We start from the raw sequence: 19,820 nt of genomic DNA, 5'->3' as shown, positions 1-19,820 counted from the left end.
GACTGTTTCCCTAAATAATAGCACAGAGGTGTCCGGAATGCCCAATACGAAGCGATTGTACCGGCTCATGCTGATTGTGGCGGCAGGCTTTATCGCGTACGTTCTGTACGTCAATTTCATTGCTGATCCCCGGGCAGAATCCTTTCTAAGCCATAAAACAAATCTCAAGCATCCCATTAACGTTTCGGTCTGGTTAAACGTCTTGTATGTTCATGTGGCATTCGCGTGCGCGGCCATGGTGTCGGGAGCCATCAACTTCTCGCAGGGAATCGTGTACAAGCACAGGAGGCTCCATAGATTCAACGGGTACTTCTACTTGATCGCCGTTTTTGCCGTCGTGATCACTTCCGGCTATATGGCTCCGGCAGCGACAGGAGGCAAGGCGGCCAGCATGGCCTTCAACCTCCTGAACGTCCTGTGGCCGGCCATGACGGTCACGGCGGTGGTTCAGATCAGAAGAATGCGGGTCGACAAACACCGGAAGTGGATGTGCAGAAGCTACTCCTTCTGCTTTACCAATATGTTTATCCACCTGTTTACCTTCATTGGCACCAAGGGATTCGGTCTCGCTTACGAGAAGAGCTATACGGTCAGCGTCTACGGATCTATTGTGCTATTGCTGTTGCTGGCCGAACTGGTCATACGAACGGTTTACAGCAAACCGGCGGGAGGGCTGCAGAATTAGGAATCCGCCATCACAAAGAAATAAACGATCGTCAGCTTCGCGGCAGCGGCATCCAGCTGAAACCGCTTCCAAATTGTGGCGGCCTCCAGCTGGGTGTTGGGGGAAATCGTAATGACAACGGAGTCCCCCAAAGGGACTCCGTTCATGCTAACGGCCCATACCCCTGCTTATCCAACTCCTCCGCGATTACGCTGTAGCCCCGCCCGTTGGGATGAAAATGATCCAGCCATAAGAGCTCCCGCTCCCTTCCCAGAAACGAGTTGTAAATATTCGCGACCTTGAGATTCCCGTCCTCGAAGCTTTCGAGCTGGCTGTTGAAGCGCCTGACCCACAGCCCTGCTTCGGGCTGGGAGGGTGTGGGATTATACAGATCGACCGCGCGGATCAGATAAGGCTTGGAGCCGGACTTCAGCTGCCTGATGACCGCGAGAATACCCGCAAAATTCTTCCGGCAGCTCGTCAGGGCCTCACTGAACACCTCTTCGTTCCGGTGGACTGCGAAAGCTCTGGCTGCATCGACCATATCATTGCCTCCGACTGTCAGAGTGATGATATCAGCGTTCCCCAGGATGGCCCTCGCCTTGGGATCGTGTCTTACAACCGATAGAATACGCGGCATCCTTGCTCCCGATATTCCCATTTTGTCGTAATAAACGGGCTGTCCCAATCTCTCCTGAATCAGCCATCCATATTTCGGAACAAAACCACCGCCTAACAGTCCCCCCACTCCGGCAGTCAGTGAATCCCCGATTGCGGCATAATGGATCACTCGCGCTCCTCCACCTTCCCCATGATAATCGCCTTCCCCTTCATATACCATCAGCATATGATTTCCCGACTTTATCAGTGCTTTGGGGAGCATAAAAAACGGCAGTGTAAATTGAAAAGGCAGGAAATCCCCGGGGAGATTTCCTGCCTGCTTATGGGTTTGCTTCATGGTTCGGGGAGACCTGGACAGGTAACTCCCGGCGTGTATTATCCTTCGTTTGGCGTTTCCATCTGGGCCGAAGTTTCGGGCTGCGCCGGGGCCGGATGAGCTTTAACGTATTCAATCGCGTTATAAATCATCTCAGCGGATTCAGCGCGCGTGATTTCCGCTTTGGGATGGAAGTTCCCCTCTGCATCCAGCGACGTAATGCCGAGAACGATTGAACGCTGGATCGGTCCGTTATATTCTACGGTGAAATCGTCCTGGTCCTTGATATCGACAGTTTTGACATTGATCATCGGCAGCGGGAAATGCCCTTCCATCGCCAGCATCAGCTGGTGGGCGAATTCCTCTTTCGTCCATTTCTTGCTCGGATCGAGATCGGCCGGCAGATCGAAGCCGCTGTTTGCCGCGATAATCAAAGTATCGGCGTACCAGGCATCATTTTTCGCATTTTTGTAGTAGTCGGTTGCCAGCGGCATTTTGACGAAACGAAGGGTATCGATATTCAAATCAAACGCTTTGACGATCATTTGAATACCTTGCGAAGCCGTCAGCGTAGCGGCGGGAAGAAACTGGTCGCTGCTCACGCCCGATACGAATCCGCCTGCCTGCAGGGAAATGATTTTATCCTTGGCAGCTACCTTATCCAGATCGGTAAAGGTTGTCGATGCGGCAAAGCTTTGTCCGGCAAAAGACAACGAAAGCACGACGGCTGCGGAAAGACCCAGCATTTTTTTCTTGGATGTCATCTCTATCACCTCTTCTAATTTATGGAACGTTTCATAGACTCAAACGTTGTGCAGGCGCCAAGTGTTGCATAATGTCGAGGATTTATATGTTAATATTATGTGAAGCCCCGGGATGCAGCCAAGGCAGTCCATTCTATTTATGTGCAGGGCAGCGGATCATAATCTCGAATATAAATTTAGAAGAGTTGAATTACGCATCCTGATAATCAAAATTTGGGAGATGATTTCATGACGAAAGGCGATAACGTTTATATCAGACACCGCTAAATACGGATGATGCGGCAGAAAGCCTTAGATTACAAATGGATAATCGTGATTTCTTCGAAAAATTCTCCATGCCTCGTGATCGTGATTTTTATACGATAGAAGGTCAAATCAGGAAGATCGAAAAATATGCTGAAAATAGGCATAAAGACGAAGAGTATTTCTTTGGAATCTTCAGGAATAATGACGATACGCTGATTGGCACAATTAGCCTCTTTCAGGTGCTTCGAGGTGCTCTTCAGAGTGCCTTTGTCGGTTATTATTTAGACAAAAAGCATAACGGCAAGGGCTATACTACGGAAGCTGTTCAATTAATTGTTGAATATGCATTCCATGACTTAAAGCTGCATCGGATAGAAGCAGGTGCCATGCCCCATAATATGGCATCCATTCGGGTATTAGAAAAAGCAGGTTTTCATAAAGAAGGAATCGCTCAAAAAAATGTCAGGATAAATGGAAAATGGGAAGACCATCAGGTTTTAGCCATAATAAATCCCAATGACTATTTGGATTGAAAATCAACAACAAGAAGAACGGCTGTCGCGTTCCTGCAGCGGCGCAGCTCGTTTCTTCGCTTTTATAGACATGAACAAGAGTGAGTGAAGCTTATACATAAAAAAATACAGAGCAGCAGAGGCCCCGCCTCATCATGCTCTGTATGGGAATCACTCGAATGAAAACTGCATCACAAGTTCCCTCAGCTCCTGCGCCTGCCGCGAAATGATATCCGCCGATGCGGACATCTGCTCCATCGTGGCATACTGCTGCTCCGCAGCCGCGGCCACATTGCCGGAGCGGGCGGCTGTCCCCTGGGTCAAGCCGTTCATTTGGTCCATCGATGCGGTCATACTTCCCATGGCGGAATACATCTGCTCCACTGCGGCGGATACCTCAAGGGTTTGCCGGTTCACGACTTCCACCGACTCCGTAATGTGATCGAATGACTGTCCCGTATAACCTGCCGTTGTCAATCCGGCATTTACAAGCGCAACGCTATCCTTCATGGATGCGGACGTTTCGGCAACTGTCATCCGGATTTCCATGATGGTTGTCCCGATTTGCACCGCTGCGTCTGCCACCTGGTCCGCCAGCTTGCGCACCTCACTGGCGACAACGCCGAAGCCCCGGCCCGCCTCGCCGGCGCGCGCCGCTTCGATTGCCGCATTCAGCGACAGCAGGCTGGTTTGCCCGGCAATTGAGGCAATCAGGGAAGCGACCTCTTCCACCCGCTTCGATTTCTCCTCAAGCCGGGCAACATTCCCTGCGGAAGCATCCACAGCGATATGGATGCGCTGCATATGACGGATCAGCTCGTAGGCGCCTTCGTTGCCCTTTGCCGCTGTATGGTATGCCGTATCTGCCGAAGCGCTGACTTCCTCCACGCTTCGGGCAATTTGCCCCATGCCGCCTGCGATCTCATCGGACATATCCTTCAATTGCCGGATGATCAAGGCTTCCTGCTCCGTTCCTTCCGCAACCTCGGTGATGGAGCCGGATATTTCGAAGGTTGCTTTGACCGTTTCCGCTGCTCCCGCATGCAGTTGTTCCGCATGAATGGCCACTTCGCCCGAGCTTCGCGTAATGCTCTGCATCGTTTCCTTGAGCGACGCCACCATCCGGTTGAAATTATCCCCCATCTGCTCCAGCTCGTCTCCCGTGCGGATGTCCAGCCGCATGGTAAAATCACCGGCCGATAATCTGGACGAGAGCCGGTTCATCTGCCCGATATGCTTGGTCATATAGCGGCTGAACCAAATAACCGCGCCGCCCATCACCAGCAGCGCAATGGCGATGACAATCAGCATCCTGTTCAGGAGTTCCTTCAGCGGCGCATACAATTCCCGCTCCGGGGCTGCCAGTGCCAGTATCCAGCCGGTTTCCGGAATTTGCTTGTAATAGACCGCAACGGGTCCTTCTCCCTCTTCGAATGTCCCCTGATATACACCGTCGTGATCCCGCTGAGACATGCGTTCAGTTATTTCCAGCCTTAATTGGGCGAAAGTAGAATTGGCGTTATCGATATTATCCGATTGCATCGTGCCGCCTTCTTTACGACCGGCAATGAGATTTCCCTGCTTGTCCACCAGAAACGCCTGCCCGCTGCTGCCTACGCGGATATCCCGGATCATCGCCTGCATACTGTTCAGACTGATATCCCCGGTGGTGACCCCAAGCAGCTTTTTTTGCCTGTCATAGAAAGGTACGGTCGCTGTGAACATCGTCGTGTCCGTCGTCTCATCATAATACGGGTCCGTGAATACAACGCTCTCCTTTGTATCGGTCGCGTTCTGATACCATTCCCAATGCGGGTAATCATAGTCCGCATTCATATATTCCTCCGTATATACCGTCTGATCGCCATCCTTGTAAGCATACGGCCCAAAATATTCCCTACCGGCCTTGTACCGATTCGGCTCGTACCATACGCCGACGCCAAGCGTGTCCGTATTCAGATCCGGCAAATTCAGCAGAATGCTGCGATAGGCCTCCTCCGTCATATCCGTGCCGTTCGCTTCCACGATGCGGGCCAACGTTTGCGGAATTCGGATATGAGCTGTGAGCTTGCTCTCAATCCCCTGCATCGTTTCCTCGAGACGGCTGTCCATATTGCTTTCGATTTCGTTCACAATCATAGACTTGGCGAAGGTGTAACTGATCCACGACAAGGAGAGGGTGATGAGCAGCAGGACCGGTAAAGCCAGCACCATCAGCTTGGTTTGCAGCCGTTTCAGGAAAATCTTTTTTATAAAATTCATACGCATCTCCTCTGCATCCTTTCAGAATGAACCATTTGGCATAGATGTCCTCCTTCAAAATTATAGGTCCAAAGCATTAATTGACCGTCAACGCATTGTGTTTTATTTATTAGGAATAAAAGGCCCCCAAGATCAATGGATCTTGAGGGCCTGATTTGGCGGAAAATATCATCAATGTATAGGTCCAAAAGCATTAGTTAGGAGACTGCGGGAAATTCCGAGAGGCTGTATTATGTTTGAGAGGGTTCCCGACGATATTAATTAATGGAAGAATGAGATGCGGTTTAGAAAAGAGAGGAACTGAATAGATGAACAACAAAGTCAACTCGCTGGAAAGCCTCGTTGCGCTGCTGCCTGTCATACAGGCCGCCGTGCCCGCGGATATGTCTATCGCAGTATGCGATCTTACAAAATTCATTGCCTACTATCCCGGGGAAAATATCGACCTCCATATCGGCGTCGGTCAGCAATTGAATCCGGATGAGCCGCTTGCGGCCGCCATTCTGGAAAACAAATATTTCGAGGGAGATGTCCCGGCCAGCTTCTACGGCTTCGAGTTCACCGGCACGGCTCTTCCGGTTCACAATGACGAAGGCGTCGTTATCGGCGGACTGGCCGTCCAAATTCGACGGCACAGCGAATTGATCGAACTCTCGAACCATATCGTGGTTGCCCTGTCCCAAGCGAACGAAAGAATCGCCAAGGCTGTCAGCGGCTCCAACATCATAGCCGATCTCAACCGTCAGCTGCTTGTGCTGTCGCAGCAGGGGAGCCAGAATGTGGAGAAGACGGATCAGGTCGTGTCGATTATTAAAAATGTCGCCGATCAGTCGAATTTGCTCGGCTTGAACGCTTCGATTGAAGCAGCGCATGCGGGGGACAAGGGGAGGGGCTTTGGCATCGTCGCCGGCGAGATCCGCAAGCTGTCCCAGGAAACGATTGATTCGACCAGGAATATCCGCCAAACGCTGCTGTCCCTGAAGGAAGTGACACAGCAGATCGGGGACGCTATCAGCCAGGTGGCTTCCATCAGCCAGGAGCAGGCAGTATCGACAGAGGAAATATCGGCGTTTATCAGAGAAATCCAGGAAATGACAAACCGCTTAAACGATTTTGCCCATAAATTGTAACCCCTCTTGGCTCCTCGCCATAAAAATGCACCCCTTGGAAGTTCATCGGACAGATTGTCCAAGGTCTCTCCCAAGGGATGCCGTTTCATGCATCTATATCTCCGACAACCGCTCCAAATAATCTCTCAGCACATGGCGCTGGAGAACGAGATTCATAAACTTGCCTTCGCGGATGATCTCCACCAGGCCAGCCGTCTCAAGCTCCTTAATATGATGAGAGATCGTCGCGGCGCTGACACGGTGGGTTTCGTGCAGGTCGCTGCAGGGTAACGGGACGCTGCTGGCTCCGATTTCCCTGAGCATCTGATAACGCCGCGGCTCCGCAAGAGCACGGGATATCCGCGTAAACTGCTGGTCTGTCATTGGGGTCATTAGGCTTGATCTCCGTTTCCTATGGGTTTGTCAGGAGTACGCTATTAATCTTCCGGCAAAGGACGGGCTTGAACCCCTTCGAAGGTAATCGCGACCGGCTGGATGGTGCCGTCCTCGTTGAAATACATCCGGTCGATGCAGACGACCCGGTGATTGGCGTCGGTCTCCGTCAGCGGTCTCCGATGGTAAACGATGTACCATTCATCCTGCCCTGGAATCTGGATCATCCCATGATGCCCTGCGCTTGTTGCGACATCGGGATTCTGCTGCAAAATCTTCCCTACGCGCTCGAACGGGCCGGTCGGGGATGACGAGACCGCATAAGCGACCGAATAGTCCGGCTGTCCCCAGCCGCCCTCCGCCCACATGAAATAATAGCTGCCGTTCCTCTTGATCATGCACGGCCCTTCGACGAACAATTCCGGCGTTATTTCCTTGTACACCTCTCCATCCCCGAATGTATCCAGACTGATCATATCCTCGTTCAGCTTGACCACATTGCAGCGTCCCCAGCCTCCATAATACAGATAGGCGCTGCCATCCTCATCGATAAAGACATGGGGATCGATCGGCTGCGCGCCGTGATGGAATTTATCGATCAGCGGCCGGCCGATCGCATCGCGGAACGGTCCTTCCGGCTTATCGGCTACGGCAACGCCAATCCCGCCCAATTCGTCATCGCTCTGAATGTCGTTGGCGGCAAAATAGTAATAATATTTGCCCCCGCGTTCAATCGGGGAAGGCGCCCACATAGCGCGCCACGCCCAGGAAATATCGGCCATTTTGAGAATTCCGTCAACCTTCGTCCACTCTGCCAGATCCTTGGAATAAAAGGCGTCGAAGAAGGCCTGTTCCCCATACGGGGCAGAGTAGGTAGGATAAATCCAGTAGCTTCCTTCAAAAATACGGGCTTCCGGATCGGCATACCAGCCCGGGAAAATCGGATTGCCTGCTGTGCGTTTGTCATTGCTGCCTGAAATCGTCATGGGATATTTTCACTCCTTGGCTGCAGAAAAAAACCATAGTCTTCACGATGGTTTTTTTCTTATTGTAGATGATTTTCCCGCCGCTTGCCATGCTCCAGCAATTATAGACTGGCGGCTGTGATCCCGGGAGGGCGAAGGAGCTCCAGGCTTCCCGCGAAGCAAGCTATCTGATATGTCTGAGCTTATCCGGATTAACGACGATATAAATGGCGGAAATGCGCATATCCTCGATAAGAAAGGTGAAAACACTGGCGGGACTGTCATGTTCGTACGTAACGATTCCGGGTTGACCATTAACCATTGCGGTTTTGTAGGAGAAGCCGGGCTGCAGTTTCTTCAATACACCGGCAAAGAAACGGGATATCCGATCGGGACCCAGGATAGGCAGGACCGCGGCGGATACTTTGCCCCCGCCGTCCGTGTAAAGAGCTGCGTCATGGGACAAGGCATGCATTAACTGGCCGACGTCGCCTTTGGTCAATGCCGATACAAACTGATTGACCATGTCCGCTAATTGATCATTCTGCGGCTTGGGCAGCCGGTCTGCCGCAGAACTTCCCATCTCCTGCTGCGTTGATGGTGGTTTAATGCTGCGCCTGGCGCGGTGGAAAATCTGCCGGCAGTTCGCCGGGCTTTTGCCTACGATCTCCGCGATTTCATCGTATTCATACTGCAGCACCTCCCGCAGCAGGAAGACTGCCCGCTCCACCCAGGACAGCTGCTGCAGCAATAAAAGATAGGCCATGGACAAGGATTCCTGCCGGGCGTAAGCATCATAGGGATCCTCACTGCCGCTCTGCCCGGTGACGAGCGGCTCAGGCAGCCATGTGCCGACATAAAGCTCCCGCTTCTTCTGGGAGGAACGGAGACGGTCGATGCAGCGGTTTGTTACAATTTTGCACAGATACGATTTTATATTATGAATCCGTTCGGAATCTGCGGCGTTATACGACAGAAACGCTTCATGCACAATGTCCTCCGCGTCCATGACACTTCCCAGCATGCGGTAGGCCAATGTGAACAGCAAGGTCTTGTAGGAAGCGTACATTTGATCCGTGAATGAGGCATTTCCCATGAGAAGCCCCCTTTCTCTCCTTTGTAAGAGCCGGTTGATGATTTCGGTGCCCCCGCCTCACTTCCGCTCCGCTTCTTCAGGAGAAGACGGACTCGGGGACGAGCGATTCACCAGCCGCCGAAAGCTCCTTCAAGAGCTGGATGGATGCGCGTCTTGCGCTCGCTGCAGCCGCATCCGCCAGCATTTCTCCATGGCTGGCCCAATCTCCTGCCACATAAAGACCTTCTATTCCTGCAACAGCCGGTCCTGGCATGGGGTCTCTGCGGCCAATATGCATGTAATCGTGAACGACCGTTATATTCGGAAGGTACTGTCTGGCGACCACTTCTTTTTGCCAATGGGGATGCAGGAGATTCATCGTTTGCTCCAGCTTGCGTTCGTCTTCCCGCGGATCACTCTCCCCGGTCCCATTATACTGGATAAGATGCACGACCTGCTCGCCGTTGTCGCTCAATTTGGAGGATCTTGAATGATTTGTGAAAAAAACGGGCTGGTCAATTCCCATTGCAAGCTGTCTGCCGGGTACGGGCAGGCGTCCCAGGGAGAGGTCCAGACACGCCGCCATAATCGGCCGGGCATCCTCCGCCCAGCTGCGCAGCGCGGTTTGCTCAGCGCCCGGGAACAACCGGGACGTTTCATTCGGAGATAGTGTGCTGATGACCCGGGAAACATTCAGCACTTCCTGGTCATCCAGCAGCAGGCCGCAGACAGAGCCATTATCATGCCTGATTTGCGATACCTTCCTATTATTCAGCACGGTTACTCCAGCCTTCACCGCCTGCCCGCGAAGCTGATCGACGATCGTTTGCCAGCCCCCGTCCAAATAGAGCACGCCGCTCTTGAGCGCGAGCTGCACCTGCCGGACCGCAGGACCAACCCGTTGATAATCGATGTCTTTGCTGTAGGTGGATGTCCTGCACAGCGCATAGAACAGATGGCGGACCATCGGATCGTGGATTTCCTGCTCGGCCCATTCCCGCAAGCTGATATTCCCCATGGCGGCGGTATCCATTTTGCCCAATTTGACCATAAACCGTCCAAACTCCATTTTACCCGGCAGGGTCAGCAGCCGGGACGATAATAATTTCAGGGCATCGCCCGGCAGCGGGACAATCCCGTTCTGCCAAATGGCCAGCCCGCTTGCAGAAGGCTTCCCTCCCTGCAGACTTACGCCTAACTGCTGCAGAATCGGATAGGCCTCCCCTCCGAGATAAAGCGCGTGGCCTCCCAGATTGAAGAGGGCGCCATTCTTGTTGACGGTGATGGCCCTCCCTCCTACACGTGACGATTTCTCCAGTAAAATAACAGACTTCTTCGCTCTTGCCAAATCTATCGCCGCGATTAACCCGGATATTCCTCCACCGATTACGGCTGCATCATAATTTTTCATGTTAAGCTCCTCCTTATTTGGTTGATCTGCAAACAAGACGGGGATCGGTGATCTGCTGTGACAAATCATTCAAAAAAACATTGAGCGGCTGGGCAGAAAGGATTTGTTTTTTTACCATTATGTAATAATTACGAATAATTAAAGCATATCTATTGTATATCCCGATCAGGGAAATGAACGAAACGATGAAAGGATACAATGGAAATGACCATTCCAGTTATGATCTTGAGCGGCTTTCTGGGCAGCGGCAAAACGACTCTGCTGCTGCGGCTGCTGGAAGAGGCGCGAATCCGGGGGATAAGGCCGGGGATATTAATGAACGAGTTGGGCAAACAGGACGTGGACGGGAATATTTTAAGCGAGCAGCTTGGTGTTCAGGTCGAGAAGCTGCTCGACGGCTGCGTCTGCTGCAGCAAAAAAGAAGAACTCGCCGGAAGTCTGGAAGCGCTGCTTATGGGACAACCCGATATTCTCTTGCTGGAGCTTACGGGCGTGGCTGATCCCGGGGATGTGGTTGCGATTGCGAAAGGGCCGGCTTTTGCAGAGCGTATCGGGGACATCCGGGTCATTACTGTCCTGGACGCCGAATATGTACTGGATTATAACAGCATCTTCGCTTCCGACCGTCAGCTTGTGAAGACTTTGCGCCGCCAAATCGCTTCGGCCGGTCTTGTTATCGTCAATAAAACGGACCTGATCAACCCGAATATATCCGGAAAAATTGAAAAAGCGGTCCGCAAGCTCAACGAAAAGGCGGAGATTCTCTACAGCGTCAGAAGCCATATCGATACCGCTGCACTGCTCGCCGGCATGCGTCCGAATGAAGAGCCGCCTTCAGCAGCGAGTCCATTCCGTGTGTTAAGCGGACATCCCCCCGCTGATGGCAAGCCGCATACGAAGCCCCATCATTACTTAGCCGAATCCTACTCGCAGATGCAAGCCGTTACCCTGCCCTCTCCGGCCGGGGGACAAGTCAGCAGGGAGCAGGTGGAGCAATTTCTGCATGATTGGAGCGGGCATCTGGTTCGGGCCAAAGGATATATCCGCATCGCAGGCGCAGAGTCGATTCAATTAATCCAATATGCCGGGAAGCGATCGGTATGGGAGCCCTCCAATTACCCCGGCACTCCTTATCTGGTCGCGATCGGCATGCAATTGAACGATACGGATCTGGCTGCCTGCTGGACGAGGCTTTGGCAGGCGGAAGTTGAGGCTTGAACGGTCATTAACCGTATATCCTCCCGCGCTTAATCCTTATTCGAGCAGGTTCAGCAGGGTTTTGACGGAATTGTCTATAAACGAACGCTCGGGGCGGGACTTCATCATGACGGTAAGCCCGATCAGCGACACCACCAGCGTTTGAGCCATTACCTGAGCATTCATATCATTCCCAAATTCACCCGAACGGATGCCTTTTTCAATCGTCTCCTGAAACAAGGCAGCCAGATACATCTGATGTTCTCTTGTCAGGATCTCCATTTTTCTGTCATGCGGGGCGAGCTCTACCATCGTATTGATGCAAAAGCAGCCCCTGCTTGGCCCGTCATCATACCCCTCTTCCACGATGCTTTCAAAATAGGAGCGGAAGGCTTCTTTTACCGATGCGGTGTTTTGCAGCTTCGCCCTGGCATTGGAAGAGTGGTCACGGGTGTATTTGCGGAGCGCGGCTTCAAACAGCCCCTGTTTATTGCCGAAGGCCGCATATATGCTTGGCCTCTGAATGCCCATTCCGGATGTCAAATCACTCAAGGAAACGGCTTCATACCCCTTCTCCCAAAAGAGCTGCAGCGCAGCATCCAGTGCTTGATCCTCGTCAAATTCCCGTGGCCTTGTCATCCTATGACCTCATTTCATATCAATCAGTATAATATCATGTTAGTATGATCAGGGATTATTGTCAAATCCAACTTCAATTATCAAACGTCTTTTTGTTATCATCAATAATTTCGGGTTTTTATCTTGACATTACATATTCATCATCGTTATATTTACATCAATTCATAACATACCAATTAGTATGAAATAATCGTGATTTCACTCATCAGGGGGAGTTGTTGATTCATGGAATATGGGGAATCCGGTAAAGGAGTGGCCCTCATCGGAGAGAATGTCAACGTACAGCCGGAAACAGAAGAAGCATCCGAAGAGACCGTATCCGAAGCTGCTCCTGTTCCCGCACTGAAAAGTTCCACAGCAATGCTGTTTGCCGTTTCCTGCGGGCTGGCGGTCGCTAATATTTATTATGCCCAGCCGCTTCTTGACACTCTTGCGGGCGAATTCGGTATTGGACAGGCATCCGTCGGCATGGTCATAACCATGACTCAAATTTGTTATGCGCTGGGACTGCTGCTGCTCGTCCCGCTTGGCGATCTGGTCAACCGCCGCAGGCTGATCGTCACTCATCTCCTGTTGTCCGTACTGGCGTTGGTCATAGTCGGATTCGCGCCCACCGGCATTATATTGTTTGCGGGAATGGCTGCTGTCGGCTTGCTTGCCGTCGTGACGCAGACTGTGGTTGCCTATGCCGCAGCGTTGGCGGCACCTGACGAGCGTGGGCGTGTGGTGGGACTGGTGACAAGCGGAATAGTTATCGGAATTTTACTTGCCAGAACTTTTGCGGGGATTTTGACCGATTTGGCAGGCTGGCGTTCGGTCTATTATATTTCTTCGGCTATGACGCTGGCGATGGCCTGCTTATTGTTCCGGGTACTCCCTCGATATGAGCAGAGGAAAGCGCCGCTTTCCTATTCGCAGCTGCTTCGCTCGGTGTTCGCCTTGTTTCTTCAGGAGCCGGTTCTGCGCATCCGCGCCGTGCTCGCTCTCTTGATCTTCACCGCGTTCAGCATCCTTTGGACTTCACTGGTACTGCCTCTAAGCGCGCCGCCTATCTCGCTTTCCCATACTGCAATCGGCTCGTTCGGGCTTGCTGGAGCGGCGGGGGCATTGGCGGCAGCAAGGGCAGGCAGGCTGGCGGACCGGGGGTTGGGACAATGGACCACCGGAACCGCGCTTGCCCTCCTGTTCCTCTCATGGCTGCCGATCAGTTTCATCAGCCATTCGCTATTCGCTTTAATTGTTGGGGTTGTCCTGCTCGACCTCGCGGTACAAGCGGCGCATGTCACCAACCAGAGCATGATCATGAGCGTTCGTCCCGAGGCGCGCAGCCGGCTCACAGCCGGTTATATGATCTTTTATTCCATCGGCAGCGCTACAGGTTCAACCGGTTCGACTGCAGTCTACGCGCATGCAGGCTGGAACGGTGTATGCATGCTTGGCGCAGCGGTCAGCGCATTTGCCTTGTTGTTCTGGGCGCTGACTCGCCGCCGGACCGACCGGCTGCTCAACCAATCCTGAATTTTTACGTTATTCGCGGTAAGACGGCTGAATCAGTCCGGCATATTAACCTTTTGCCAGGTTGAGCTGCCAGGAAACGCCGTATTGATCCGCTACCCAGCCAAACTTCTCACTCACGGGAGATGGAGCAAGCGGCATCAAGATCTGACCGCCTTCGGACAACCGTTCGAAGACGCGGTTGATTTCTTCTTCAGTCTTAAAAGATACGAACAGGGAGATGGCCGGTGTGAATGTGAAAGCATGCTCGACGATGCTGTCTATACACATGAACGATTGACCTCTTAGGGTGAATACAGCATGCATGACCGTCCCGTCCTCATGGTGCATGATACTGTTTACCTCGGATTGGCCGAATAAAGAGATGTAGAAATTCATTGCCTCCTCCGCCTTGCCGGAGAACATGAGAAACGTAGTAATGGATTGATTTGTCGCTGGTCTCTATCCCGGATGGGAATACACCAGGCGTTTTTATACATTCAAAAATTAAGTTACAATATATATAATATGTAACTTGACACATGAAACATGAAACAGTACTATATCCTCATAGGAAAGGAGGAATTTATCATCGCAGACTCCACGATTTCCCGGACATCCATTCTTGATGCCGCTGAAGAAGTTCTCCGGCGATTCGGAATGGCCAAATCCAATTTGTCCGACGTGGCCCGGGCGCTCGGTGTCAGTCATGCAGCGATCTACAGGCATTTTGACAATAAAGCTGCGCTCCGCGAAGCTATGGCCGAGCGGTGGCTGAACCATGTCATGGAGCCGCTGAATGCCATTGTAGCCAATAATGACGAACCTGAAATCCGCTTGCGAAGCTGGCTGGATACTCTGCGGGCATTCAAACGCAGCCGGGCCTTAACCGATCCGGAGCTCTTCGCCATGTATATGGCTCTGACCGCTGAAGCGGCCGACTTGCTGCATCGTCATGTCGAGGACATGCTGGAACAGCTGACTGTCATTATTGCAGACGGTATTGCCGCAGGCGTGTTTGCGCCGTGCGATGCGCGGGAGAGCGCACGGGCATTTTATCTGGCTACGACCCGTTTCCATCATCCCAGTCATGCGGGGGAATGGGAATTATCCGATTCCGACATCAATTATGAAATTACCTGGAAACTGCTGATGAATGGTTTAACAATCAGATCCTAGGTGCAAGAGGTCCAGTCTTCAAATAATGTTGTTGTTTTGAGGAGATGATTACAGATGTATGCCATTATGGGTGTTACAGGACAAGTCGGAGGTGCTGCAGCCGAGGCGCTGCTGGCGGAGGGCAAGAAGGTTAGAGCCATCGTAAGGAATGAAGAAAAGGCCAAAGCATGGCATGAACGCGGCGCCGAGACGGCGATTGCGGATTACCGCGACTCTGCAGCCCTGCAGGAAGCTTTTACAGGCGTGAAAGGTGTATTCGTTATGAATCCGCCTTATTTTTATCCGGAGGATGGATTTCCCGAAACAAGAGCGGTTGCGGAATCCATACGCAGGGCGCTTGAAGCCGCAGCTCCGCCGAAGTTCGTTGCTTTGTCCTCTGTAGGCGCGCATCGCGATCACGGACTTGGAATTATTGAATCTCTGCACATCCTGGAGCAGGAGCTTGGGCGGCTGTCTATTCCTTCGGCATTTCTGCGAGCAGCCTGGTTCATGGACAATTCTTTCTGGGATATTGAGCCTGCGCGAAGAGAAGGACAAATTCCCGTTTTCCTTTCCCCATCGGATCGTAAGATACCGATGATTTCGACGTTGGATATCGGCAGAATTGCAGCCGAAACCCTTCAGCAAAGCTGGGAAGGCACGCGCTATCTTGAACTGCAGGGACCAGACTCCTATTCCCCCGATGATATTGCTTCTGTGCTCGGCAGGCTGCTGGATCGCAAGGTAGAGGCCGTTTCCATTCCCCGTGCTGATTGGGATGAGCTCTTTATCAGCCAGGGCGGGATTGCCGGACGGATACATGGCAGAATTGAAATGCTGGACGGCTTTAATAACGGATGGATTGACTTTAAGCGCCAAGGAACTGAGCTTGTCTCGGGTTCAGTGACATTAGAGGAATCTTTGAAAAAGCTTATGTAAACAATATAACGAGAAGAGCTTGCTGTAATATCCATTTTGCGGAGGTGTATCAGGAAAATGATGAATAAGAGAGTGCTTGGTAAAAATCTTGAAGTGTCCGCGCTGGGCCTGGGCTGTATGGGCATGTCCGCTTTCTACGGCGGAAGGGACGACGAGGAATCGAACCTGACGATCGAACGCGCATTGGAGCTGGGTATTACTTTTTTTGACACAGCGGATATGTATGGGACAGGCCGGAATGAAGAGCTTGTCGGCAAGGCGCTTGCCAAGCGCCGCAGCGAAGTTGTGATCGCGACCAAGTTCGGCAACCAATGGAACGACGAAGGCAAGATGATCGGCATCAATGGGCGTCCCGAATATGTGAAGGCTGCCTGCGAAGCGAGCCTGCGCAGGCTTGGAACGGATCATATTGATCTTTATTACCAGCATCGCGTAGACCGCAATACGCCGATTGAAGAAACGGTTGGGGCTATGTCCGATCTCGTCCGCGAAGGAAAAGTGCGATACATCGGATTATCCGAAGCCGGTCCCGCCACCATCCGCAGAGCCCATGCGGTTCATCCGATTACGGCCCTGCAGACGGAATATTCGCTGTGGAGCCGGGATGTCGAGGATGAGATCCTGCCGACATGCAGGGAACTCGGCATCGGCTTCGTCCCGTACAGTCCGCTTGGACGCGGGTTCCTGACCGGGGAGATTAAGAAATTCGATGATCTTGCGGAGGATGATTTCCGCCGGAACTCCCCGAGATTCCAGGGCGACAATTTCCGCAAGAATCTGGACCTTGTCAGCAAGATCGAGGAATTGGCCGCCATTAAAGGCTGTCAGCCTTCGCAGCTGGCGCTGGCCTGGCTGCTGGCTCAGGGCAACGACATTGTGCCCATTCCCGGTACGAAGCGGAGAAAGTATCTGGAGGAGAATATAGGCGCGCTTGGGATTCAGTTCACTCCGGACGAGCTTAAGCTGATCGACGAAATCGCCCCCAAAGGCGTGGCGGAGGGAACCCGTTATGCAGAGGCGGGCATGAATAACCTGAGCTTGTAAAAATCGTATCTGCTGGATAACGATCACACTGTCCTGCTTCCCGTCAGCAATGCTTTACTTGTTGGTTCTGGTTGTTCGTTTCTCAAACAAAGAAGACCACCCGGGTGTCTAACTTCGCCCAGGTGGTCTTCTTCGAATTCTACAATAATTTGTCCAGGAGCGCCCTCGTTCAAAGCCGCATCGCTTAAAAGAAGCCAAGCGCAGATTGCCCGAACAGTCATTGATAAATGCTACTCCTTCAGATCGGCCAGACTTACCGCTCCGCCCGAACGCGCCGACAGATTGGAGGCCTCCATCAGCCGGGTCAGATCAAGCGCAAGTTCCATATTCCGGGTGCCCGGAATTCCGCTGCGGATACTCGATACCCACTGCTCGAACGCCGTTGGCAGCGCGTCGGGCAGCGGCCACTCCACAACAGGATCTGCGCCGTTAGCGTAGCCCGCGACGATAAGCTTGCGGCTGTGAGCGGAATACTGCAGGCTGCCCTCCGTCCCGTGCACTTCAAGCGTGAACGGCGAGAACGGGTTCACAAACCCCGCCTCGACGATACCAAGAGCACCGTCAGGATAGCGAAGCACGACTGCGGCATTGTCCTCCACTTCGCGGCCGGTTACATAACCGTAGCTTGCGCTGACGCTCTCCGGCATGCCGAGCAGCAGGCGCGTCAGATACATCGGATGGCATCCGAGATCGATCATCGCGCCGCCTGCGCACTGCTCCAGGCTGTAGAAATACGCCGGCAGCCCGGTTTCCGAAAGCGCGCCTTTATGCGCCAGCCTCATGCGGGCCAGCGTCAGCCTGCCGAGCAGACCTTTGCCGATAACCTCCTGCGCAGCCTGTGCAAACGGCGTATTCAGCCGTGGCAGCGATACGGTAAGCATGACTCCTGCGGAATCCACGGCCGCCATAATTTCATTGCACTCCAGGATGGTTGGGGCAAGCACCTTTTCCGTAAAAATATGCTTGCCTGCATTAGCCGCCGCCACCATAATATCCCGATGCAGCGTCGTTGGCGCGGTTACGATGACCGCATCGATGCCCGGCTCAGCCAGCAGCTCCGCCAGATTGTCGTAATAGGGAACCTCATGCGTATCCGCGTGCATGCGTCCCCGCTGCGGATCCTCATCCCATACGGCCGCAATGGCGATATCCGGATGCTGCTGCGCCTGCAGCACGTAATCCTTGGCGTGAACATGCCAGAAGCTCAATATTGCTGTCCGGATCATTTTATCCCTTCCTCCCATCGGCCGGATCAGTCAAAATAGACTGCATTCCCGGTACGGTTCGATTCATAGATTGCCTCAATAATCTCGGATACGACGCAGGCCTGCTCCGGTGTGGTCATCGGTTCCGTGTCATTCATAACAGCTTCGATCCAGAGACGGATCTCCTTGTCGTGCATGCTTTCCTTGCGGCCCTCGAAGAAGTCAGCGCCTTTGACGTTGAATTGAATATCGGTATCGTACAGCCGCCCGAACTTCTCTCCGTTGATGCGCAGCGTTTCCTTCACATCCGCTCCGCCCTCGGTTCCGCACAGCGTATAGATGGCCTCCCGCGTATCGAGCATATTCAGCGCCCAGCTGGATTCCAGCATGACCGTAGCGCCGTTCTTCATCACGATCATTCCGAATGCCGAATCCTCAACCGTGAATTTCTTCGGGTCCCATGGACCGGCGGCGTTCGCCGCCTGCTCGCGCTGCGACAGCTTGTGATAAGCCGAACCCAGCACGACGCGCGGTTCATAATTGTTCATCAGCCAGAGGGTCAGATCAAGCGCATGGGTGCCGATGTCGATAAGCGGCCCGCCGCCCTGCTTGTCCTTGTCCAGGAAGACGCCCCAGGTTGGTACGCCCCGTCTGCGGAGAGCATGCGCCTTGGCAAAATAAATATCGCCCAGCTCGCCGTTCTCGCACATTTTCTTCAAGAAAAGACTGTCCGGACGGAAGCGGTTGTTGTAGCCGATCGTCAGCTTCTTGCCCGTACGGCGGGCCGCTTCCGCCATGCGGCGGGCATCCGCTGCCGTCTTCGCCATCGGCTTCTCGCACATGACGTGCTTGCCCGCTTCCAGCGCCGCGATGGATACCTCGGCATGGGCGTCGTTAGGGGTGCATACATGGATGACATCGATGGAGGCATCCGCCAGCAGCTCGCGGTAGTCCGCGTAGACCTTGGCTCCGGAAGCGCCGAATTTATCCGCAGCCTGCCGGGCACGTTCGGGCAGGATATCGCTGAACGCGCACAGCTCAACCTGCTCCAGCTTGCTGAGCGAGGGCAAATGCTTGCCGGAAGCGATGGACCCGCAGCCGATCACGCCAACCTTTACTTTGTCCATCATTGCTGGTCGCCTCCCAGCAGCTCTCTGATTTCCGCCAATCTGTCCTTGATGCGCAGCGGTACTTCCGCATGCAGCTCGGCCCAGGTCACATACAAGGCGGGATCGATGCGATACTCGGTAAATTCCATGGATGGCTTGAAACGGCGCGTCTTCAAGTACTGCTCCACCAGCCGGTCCGTCTCGTCATCGGTCGTATAGACGCCGTCGAACGGACCGGTGATGAGCAGGCCCCGCCGTCCAGCCGTTTCATACGTGCAGGTCATCAGCTCGGGCAGCAGATAGAACATATCCGGCTGCGGCAGAAAGGCGTGCTTGCCGGGCTGGGAATACAGCTTGACATGGGTGCCGTCCACCAGATTGCTGCGGTCGTGGAGCAGTCCTTTGAAATGCCGGCCGTGAAAGCTGGCGTCGCAGTCCACTACTTCGCCGTCATGTCCGACATAGATCCATACATGCTCCAGCTCGTAAAGATGCTGGATATCGTAATCCCAATAGATTGCATATTCGATCAGATATTTGACCTGCGGGTCTTCAAATTCGAAAATTCTGCGCGTCGAGGGAGAAGGTCCCGCCTCTTCCAGTACGGTAACGCCGACACGGACAGGGAAGAAAGGCTCGTTGTTGTCAAAATAAATATATGGGGCGTATTTGGAAATCCATTCGTTATTCATTGTTA

The 19,820-nt window shown here is 53.1% G+C and carries 20 protein-coding genes and 1 pseudogene; 8 read left to right on the top strand and 13 right to left on the bottom strand.

Annotated elements, in window-relative coordinates; translation table 11 throughout:
- Positions 1–37 precede the first annotated feature (37 nt).
- Entirely contained in the window at positions 38–685 is a 648-nt protein-coding gene (locus ACFOLF_RS23115) for a DUF2306 domain-containing protein (RefSeq protein WP_210038762.1), read from the top strand.
- Here the strand turns inward: ACFOLF_RS23115 and ACFOLF_RS23110 are convergent.
- Genes ACFOLF_RS23110 through ACFOLF_RS23100 form a run of 3 tightly spaced genes read right to left on the bottom strand, consistent with a single transcriptional unit; the run spans position 682 to position 2,365 of the window.
- Complete coding sequence (locus tag ACFOLF_RS23110) at positions 682–831, bottom strand: hypothetical protein (protein WP_210038761.1); 150 nt, start codon at positions 829–831, stop codon at positions 682–684. The genes ACFOLF_RS23115 and ACFOLF_RS23110 overlap by 4 nt on opposite strands.
- The gene (locus ACFOLF_RS23105; protein WP_210038760.1) at positions 828–1,622 is read right to left on the bottom strand and encodes a GDSL-type esterase/lipase family protein; all 795 of its coding nucleotides are present in this window, start codon (positions 1,620–1,622) and stop codon (positions 828–830) included. Before ACFOLF_RS23105 ends, ACFOLF_RS23110 begins: the two co-directional genes overlap by 4 nt.
- A 38-nt stretch (positions 1,623–1,660) precedes the next feature.
- Complete coding sequence (locus ACFOLF_RS23100; protein WP_210038759.1) at positions 1,661–2,365, bottom strand: S-layer homology domain-containing protein; 705 nt, start codon at positions 2,363–2,365, stop codon at positions 1,661–1,663.
- Between the two features lie 228 nt (positions 2,366–2,593).
- Here ACFOLF_RS23100 and ACFOLF_RS23095 point away from each other — a divergent pair.
- Positions 2,594–3,144: pseudogene (locus tag ACFOLF_RS23095) on the top strand (GNAT family N-acetyltransferase).
- Between the two features lie 150 nt (positions 3,145–3,294).
- Here ACFOLF_RS23095 and ACFOLF_RS23090 read toward each other — a convergent pair.
- On the bottom strand, positions 3,295–5,385 hold the full coding sequence (locus tag ACFOLF_RS23090) for a methyl-accepting chemotaxis protein (RefSeq protein ID WP_210038758.1): 2,091 nt from the start codon (positions 5,383–5,385) through the stop codon (positions 3,295–3,297).
- Between the two features lie 308 nt (positions 5,386–5,693).
- On the opposite strand from ACFOLF_RS23090, the gene ACFOLF_RS23085 reads away from it, so the two are divergent.
- The gene (locus ACFOLF_RS23085) at positions 5,694–6,515 is read left to right on the top strand and encodes a methyl-accepting chemotaxis protein (protein ID WP_210038757.1); all 822 of its coding nucleotides are present in this window, start codon (positions 5,694–5,696) and stop codon (positions 6,513–6,515) included.
- Positions 6,516–6,608: 93 nt separating this feature from the next.
- On the opposite strand, the gene ACFOLF_RS23080 is transcribed toward ACFOLF_RS23085, so the two are convergent.
- The 4 genes from ACFOLF_RS23080 to ACFOLF_RS23065 all read right to left on the bottom strand — a co-directional run bounded on the left by ACFOLF_RS23080 (position 6,609) and on the right by ACFOLF_RS23065 (position 10,338).
- Positions 6,609–6,887 carry an ArsR/SmtB family transcription factor gene (locus ACFOLF_RS23080; RefSeq protein ID WP_210038756.1) on the bottom strand — a complete coding sequence of 93 codons (279 nt, stop codon included), beginning with the start codon at positions 6,885–6,887 and terminating at the stop codon, positions 6,609–6,611.
- Between the two features lie 44 nt (positions 6,888–6,931).
- Positions 6,932–7,873, bottom strand: coding sequence for a glycoside hydrolase family 43 protein (locus ACFOLF_RS23075; RefSeq protein ID WP_210038755.1), 942 nt, complete (start codon positions 7,871–7,873; stop codon positions 6,932–6,934).
- Positions 7,874–8,036: 163 nt separating this feature from the next.
- Positions 8,037–8,948 carry an RNA polymerase sigma-70 factor gene (locus ACFOLF_RS23070; RefSeq protein ID WP_210038754.1) on the bottom strand — a complete coding sequence of 304 codons (912 nt, stop codon included), beginning with the start codon at positions 8,946–8,948 and terminating at the stop codon, positions 8,037–8,039.
- 76 nt (positions 8,949–9,024) lie between these two features.
- On the bottom strand, positions 9,025–10,338 hold the full coding sequence (locus ACFOLF_RS23065; protein ID WP_210038753.1) for a phytoene desaturase family protein: 1,314 nt from the start codon (positions 10,336–10,338) through the stop codon (positions 9,025–9,027).
- A 204-nt stretch (positions 10,339–10,542) separates the two neighbouring features.
- Here ACFOLF_RS23065 and ACFOLF_RS23060 point away from each other — a divergent pair, with 204 nt between their 5' ends.
- Positions 10,543–11,556, top strand: coding sequence for a CobW family GTP-binding protein (locus tag ACFOLF_RS23060; RefSeq protein WP_210038752.1), 1,014 nt, complete (start codon positions 10,543–10,545; stop codon positions 11,554–11,556).
- 36 nt (positions 11,557–11,592) lie between these two features.
- Here ACFOLF_RS23060 and ACFOLF_RS23055 read toward each other — a convergent pair whose 3' ends face one another.
- Complete coding sequence (locus ACFOLF_RS23055) at positions 11,593–12,174, bottom strand: TetR/AcrR family transcriptional regulator (protein ID WP_210038751.1); 582 nt, start codon at positions 12,172–12,174, stop codon at positions 11,593–11,595.
- 360 nt (positions 12,175–12,534) lie between these two features.
- On the opposite strand from ACFOLF_RS23055, the gene ACFOLF_RS23050 reads away from it, so the two are divergent.
- Positions 12,535–13,692: an MFS transporter gene (locus tag ACFOLF_RS23050; RefSeq protein ID WP_379113548.1), complete on the top strand. Its 1,158-nt coding sequence runs from the start codon at positions 12,535–12,537 to the stop codon at positions 13,690–13,692.
- Between the two features lie 45 nt (positions 13,693–13,737).
- Here ACFOLF_RS23050 and ACFOLF_RS23045 read toward each other — a convergent pair whose 3' ends face one another.
- Entirely contained in the window at positions 13,738–14,109 is a 372-nt protein-coding gene (locus ACFOLF_RS23045) for a VOC family protein (protein ID WP_379113546.1), read from the bottom strand.
- Positions 14,110–14,217: 108 nt separating this feature from the next.
- Between ACFOLF_RS23045 and ACFOLF_RS23040 the strand changes: the two genes are divergently transcribed.
- From ACFOLF_RS23040 to ACFOLF_RS23030, 3 genes are read left to right on the top strand one after another with little or no spacing between them, the layout of a single operon-like run.
- Positions 14,218–14,847: a TetR family transcriptional regulator gene (locus ACFOLF_RS23040; protein ID WP_210038748.1), complete on the top strand. Its 630-nt coding sequence runs from the start codon at positions 14,218–14,220 to the stop codon at positions 14,845–14,847.
- A gap of 54 nt (positions 14,848–14,901) precedes the next feature.
- Positions 14,902–15,765, top strand: coding sequence for an NmrA family NAD(P)-binding protein (locus tag ACFOLF_RS23035; RefSeq protein WP_210038747.1), 864 nt, complete (start codon positions 14,902–14,904; stop codon positions 15,763–15,765).
- Between the two features lie 60 nt (positions 15,766–15,825).
- On the top strand, positions 15,826–16,809 hold the full coding sequence (locus tag ACFOLF_RS23030; RefSeq protein WP_210038935.1) for an aldo/keto reductase: 984 nt from the start codon (positions 15,826–15,828) through the stop codon (positions 16,807–16,809).
- A 230-nt stretch (positions 16,810–17,039) separates the two neighbouring features.
- On the opposite strand, the gene ACFOLF_RS23025 is transcribed toward ACFOLF_RS23030, so the two are convergent.
- The 3 genes from ACFOLF_RS23025 to ACFOLF_RS23015 are packed head-to-tail and all read right to left on the bottom strand — an operon-like array spanning position 17,040 to position 19,815.
- Complete coding sequence (locus ACFOLF_RS23025) at positions 17,040–18,035, bottom strand: Gfo/Idh/MocA family protein (protein WP_210038746.1); 996 nt, start codon at positions 18,033–18,035, stop codon at positions 17,040–17,042.
- A 26-nt stretch (positions 18,036–18,061) separates the two neighbouring features.
- The gene (locus ACFOLF_RS23020; RefSeq protein ID WP_210038745.1) at positions 18,062–19,144 is read right to left on the bottom strand and encodes a Gfo/Idh/MocA family protein; all 1,083 of its coding nucleotides are present in this window, start codon (positions 19,142–19,144) and stop codon (positions 18,062–18,064) included.
- Complete coding sequence (locus ACFOLF_RS23015; RefSeq protein WP_379113516.1) at positions 19,141–19,815, bottom strand: hypothetical protein; 675 nt, start codon at positions 19,813–19,815, stop codon at positions 19,141–19,143. Before ACFOLF_RS23015 ends, ACFOLF_RS23020 begins: the two co-directional genes overlap by 4 nt.
- Between the last annotated feature and the right edge of the window lie 5 nt (positions 19,816–19,820).

It is taken from the genome of Paenibacillus sepulcri, assembly GCF_042647105.1.
GTDB classification, from domain to species: Bacteria; Bacillota; Bacilli; order Paenibacillales; family Paenibacillaceae; genus Paenibacillus_Z; species Paenibacillus_Z sepulcri.
The sequence above is the reverse complement of the archived record's forward strand: the minus strand, read 5'-3'. Positions and strand labels throughout refer to the sequence as shown.

Excerpts from the sequence above, each read along its gene's own strand:
- ACFOLF_RS23080 (WP_210038756.1), bottom strand. The coding sequence starts at position 6,887 with ATGACCCCAATGACAGACCAGCAGTTTACGCGGATATCCCGTGCTCTT.
- ACFOLF_RS23025 (WP_210038746.1), bottom strand. The coding sequence starts at position 18,035 with ATGATCCGGACAGCAATATTGAGCTTCTGGCATGTTCACGCCAAGGAT.
- ACFOLF_RS23100 (WP_210038759.1), bottom strand. The coding sequence starts at position 2,365 with ATGACATCCAAGAAAAAAATGCTGGGTCTTTCCGCAGCCGTCGTGCTT.
- ACFOLF_RS23075 (WP_210038755.1), bottom strand. The coding sequence starts at position 7,873 with ATGACGATTTCAGGCAGCAATGACAAACGCACAGCAGGCAATCCGATT.
- ACFOLF_RS23015 (WP_379113516.1), bottom strand. The coding sequence starts at position 19,815 with ATGAATAACGAATGGATTTCCAAATACGCCCCATATATTTATTTTGAC.
- ACFOLF_RS23035 (WP_210038747.1), top strand. The coding sequence starts at position 14,902 with ATGTATGCCATTATGGGTGTTACAGGACAAGTCGGAGGTGCTGCAGCC.
- ACFOLF_RS23110 (WP_210038761.1), bottom strand. The coding sequence starts at position 831 with ATGAACGGAGTCCCTTTGGGGGACTCCGTTGTCATTACGATTTCCCCC.
- ACFOLF_RS23065 (WP_210038753.1), bottom strand. The coding sequence starts at position 10,338 with ATGAAAAATTATGATGCAGCCGTAATCGGTGGAGGAATATCCGGGTTA.
- ACFOLF_RS23020 (WP_210038745.1), bottom strand. The coding sequence starts at position 19,144 with ATGATGGACAAAGTAAAGGTTGGCGTGATCGGCTGCGGGTCCATCGCT.
- ACFOLF_RS23115 (WP_210038762.1), top strand. The coding sequence starts at position 38 with ATGCCCAATACGAAGCGATTGTACCGGCTCATGCTGATTGTGGCGGCA.
- ACFOLF_RS23060 (WP_210038752.1), top strand. The coding sequence starts at position 10,543 with ATGACCATTCCAGTTATGATCTTGAGCGGCTTTCTGGGCAGCGGCAAA.
- ACFOLF_RS23090 (WP_210038758.1), bottom strand. The coding sequence starts at position 5,385 with ATGAATTTTATAAAAAAGATTTTCCTGAAACGGCTGCAAACCAAGCTG.
- ACFOLF_RS23030 (WP_210038935.1), top strand. The coding sequence starts at position 15,826 with ATGAATAAGAGAGTGCTTGGTAAAAATCTTGAAGTGTCCGCGCTGGGC.
- ACFOLF_RS23070 (WP_210038754.1), bottom strand. The coding sequence starts at position 8,948 with ATGGGAAATGCCTCATTCACGGATCAAATGTACGCTTCCTACAAGACC.
- ACFOLF_RS23040 (WP_210038748.1), top strand. The coding sequence starts at position 14,218 with ATGAAACAGTACTATATCCTCATAGGAAAGGAGGAATTTATCATCGCA.
- ACFOLF_RS23050 (WP_379113548.1), top strand. The coding sequence starts at position 12,535 with ATGCTGTTTGCCGTTTCCTGCGGGCTGGCGGTCGCTAATATTTATTAT.
- ACFOLF_RS23105 (WP_210038760.1), bottom strand. The coding sequence starts at position 1,622 with ATGAAGCAAACCCATAAGCAGGCAGGAAATCTCCCCGGGGATTTCCTG.
- ACFOLF_RS23055 (WP_210038751.1), bottom strand. The coding sequence starts at position 12,174 with ATGACAAGGCCACGGGAATTTGACGAGGATCAAGCACTGGATGCTGCG.
- ACFOLF_RS23085 (WP_210038757.1), top strand. The coding sequence starts at position 5,694 with ATGAACAACAAAGTCAACTCGCTGGAAAGCCTCGTTGCGCTGCTGCCT.